The organism is Clostridium sp. DSM 8431 (genome assembly GCF_900116755.1).
GTDB lineage: Bacteria > Bacillota > Clostridia > Clostridiales > Clostridiaceae > Clostridium.
This window is the reverse complement of record NZ_FPBY01000259.1, coordinates 1-3124: the sequence shown is the minus strand read 5'-3', so window position 1 is coordinate 3124 and position 3124 is coordinate 1. Positions and strand designations below refer to the sequence as shown.

Annotated in this window: 2 protein-coding genes; one reads left to right on the top strand and one right to left on the bottom strand. The window is 29.7% G+C overall.

Features of this window, described 5'->3' with window-relative positions:
* The first annotated feature begins 591 nt into the window (after positions 1–591).
* Positions 592–2244: a M4 family metallopeptidase gene (locus BM384_RS16400; RefSeq protein ID WP_090015244.1), complete on the top strand. Its 1653-nt coding sequence runs from the start codon at positions 592–594 to the stop codon at positions 2242–2244.
* Positions 2245–2349: 105 nt separating this feature from the next.
* On the opposite strand, the gene BM384_RS16395 is transcribed toward BM384_RS16400, so the two are convergent.
* Positions 2350–3042: a beta-ketoacyl [acyl carrier protein] synthase domain-containing protein gene (locus tag BM384_RS16395; RefSeq protein ID WP_090015242.1), complete on the bottom strand. Its 693-nt coding sequence runs from the start codon at positions 3040–3042 to the stop codon at positions 2350–2352.
* Positions 3043–3124: the final 82 nt, after the last annotated feature.

The window sequence follows — 3124 nt, the reverse complement described above, 5'->3', positions numbered from 1 at the left end:
AACGCACTTGCATTCGAGTTGTCTTCCTATCGGGACGGCGACGCAGGCTTCTTTCAGCCTGCCGGCTCAGCAAACATGCTGGGCGAACAAAAAAACTGGCTTTTAAAAGGCCAGTTTTCTATTTAATAATATTCTATTCTTTAACCACTCTTCCCATATACCCTACTCTTTATTAAAATTCTATAAAAACACCTTAACTATCTTTTAAAACTCCTATATCTCCTTACCTTACACTTAATTTACTTATAAAAATATCCCTTTATGCAATCTACTCAAATCCTATATTTCAGCAAAATTAACACTCCAAAATTCTCTATCTTTCTAAATTTAATTTTTTTATATAATTCTAAAAATATATAACACTTAATTTTTTAATGTCAAAGCAGTTTTTTAAATATATTATTAAAAAGTTAAATCTTTTAACTGATTTGTAAAAGTTTTTCAGAAAAAATATTGATTTTTAGCTTTTTCTATTGTATTATGATAAAAAAATCATTTTACATTTTATTCAATAAGTAAAATAAAATTTATTTATTGTAATATTATGTATTTTAATTTTTATTAATTATTTATAAAGAGGGGGCTAAGATTATGAAAAAATCTAAAGCAAAATTATTAGCATTAATTACTTTATCCTTATCAGGCATGGTAGTACTAGAACCTACAGCAGTAAAAGCTGCAAATTCAAACGAAGCAGTAACAGAATACACAGATGTAGCTTCTTTACAAGAAGTTAATGATGGACAAACTCCAGAGGTATATGAAGATGACAATAATAAAGTTAAGTTTATTGATGGTTCATATACTGATATTCAAGTTAAAAATGGCGATGATGCCTTAACTTCACTAAATAGTGTTAAATCATTAATGAATCTTGATTATCCTGAAGATGAATTTGAAGTCAAGGATGTTAACACAAGTAAATACTTAACATCATATAAGCTACAACAAGTTTATAACTCTATTCCTGTATACGGAAGAGAAATGGTTGTTGTAACTGATAAAGAAGGTAATACTACTTCAGTAGGTGGTAACTACTTAAAAGATATTAATGTTCCAACATCTCCATTATTAAATTCTGAAACTGCCCTAGCTTCTGTAAAAGAAAAATATGGCACAGATAGTACTGTTTCAAATGAAGAATTAGTTGTTTATTCTTTAAATGAAAAAACTCCAACTTTATGCTGGAAAGTTGAAGTATCTGGAGTTAAGGAAGATAAAGCTTATACTGTAAATGCATTTGTTAATGCTCTTAATGGTACAGTAGTTGATGAAATTTCTTTATTAACTAAAGCTGCTGCAACTGCTACAGCTAAAGACTTATCAGGAAAAAGCAGAACTTTTAATGTATATCAAGGAACAACAGGAAACTGGTGGACAGGCCGTAAAAATACTTATCAATTATATGACACTGTAAGAAAAATCAAAATTTATGATGCTTCAAATGGAAGAATACCTGGAACATTAATGACAGATTCTACTAATACTTGGAATGATCCAGCTGCTGTTTCAGCAATGGTAAACATAGCTTCTACTTACGACTATTATCTAAATGTACTAGGAAGAAAATCTTATGATAATAGAGGTGCTGAAATAGTTGCAAGTATCCACTATAAAGAAGGACGTACTGGATATGATAATGCATTCTGGTCATCATCTGATAACCAATTTGTATTTGGTGATGGATATCAATACTTTACTCCATTAACTGGTGCTTTAGATGTTACTGCTCATGAACTTACTCATGCTGTTATTGATAGAACTGCAAACCTTCAATATCAAGGTGAATCTGGTGCATTAAATGAAGCTTATGCCGATATTATGGGTAATCTTGTTGAAGGCGACAATGATTCTAAGTGGTTAATTGGTGAAGATATTATGAAACCAGGTGCTGGTGCTGCTTTAAGAAGTATGTCTAAACCTGAAGACTTTAGTCAACCAAGCGTTGTAGGTGGACAATACTATGCTAGTACACGTAATCCTTCTTCATACAATGATTACGGCGGAGTTCACACTAATAGTGGTATATTAAATCATGCTGCATATTTAATGTGGAAAAATGGTTTAACAGATAAGAGTAAATTAGCTGAATTATTCTACAACTCATTATTTATAATGAATTCTACTTCTAACTTTAGTGATTGCCGTGCAGCTGTTCTTAGTGCTGCTAAGAATATTAATATGACTTCTTCAGAAATATCAATAATAAAATCAGCATTTGATTCTGTAGGAATTACTAAATAATTCTTTAAAAAAGACTTAATGCCTATAAAAAGCGTTAAGTCTTTTTTATTGTTCTAATCTATTTAATTGGCCAACATTTTTTATAATTAAATTTATGTTTTAAGTTCAATATATTTTCATATTTATTATTATATTTTCTATTATAACATGACAGTTGCTTCCACTAAGTCCAAAAGAACTTAGTCCACAACAATAATACTCATCTTTAATTTTTTCACTTCGCATAGGTACATATAATGGTGAATTAATGAAATTACAATCTACATTAGGTTTAATAAAATTTATATTAGGCAATATAGTATTATATCTCATAACAGCTAAAGCTTTTACTAATCCTAAAATTCCTGAGCCTTCACATAGATGTCCATAATTAGACTTAATACTACCTACTGCACAAACACCCTTTTTATTAGTATATCTAGACAATACATTTGCCAAAGCTTCTATTTCAATATTATCTCCAATCTTAGTTCCTGTACCATGAGCTTCTATATACTTAATATTATCAATTTTAACTTTACTTCTATTTAATGCCTTTTCTATAACTTCTTCTTGAGCCCTTCCACTTGGAACAGTTATTCCTGAAGATGTTCCATTTTGATTAATAGCACTTCCTTTAACAACTCCATATATATAATTACCATCTTCTTTAGCTTTAGCTAATGGTTTTAATACTAAGGTTATAAATCCTTCACTATTTGTAGTGCCAGTTGAATTTTTATCAAAGCACCTTGTTAAACCATCTTCAGACTCTACTCCTATTTTAAAGGATTCCATATCTGCTATATTAAATACCATCCTGCCTCCAGTTACTATTGCTATAGTGGACTTTTGGTTCTTTCCAATGTTAGTTGAAACAGCCTAGATTCTATTATATAAT

Bases quoted from the DNA above. Each gene is read 5' to 3' on its own strand.
- BM384_RS16400 (WP_090015244.1), top strand. From the start codon at position 592: ATGAAAAAATCTAAAGCAAAATTATTAGCATTAATTACTTTATCCTTA.
- BM384_RS16395 (WP_090015242.1), bottom strand. From the start codon at position 3,042: ATGGTATTTAATATAGCAGATATGGAATCCTTTAAAATAGGAGTAGAG.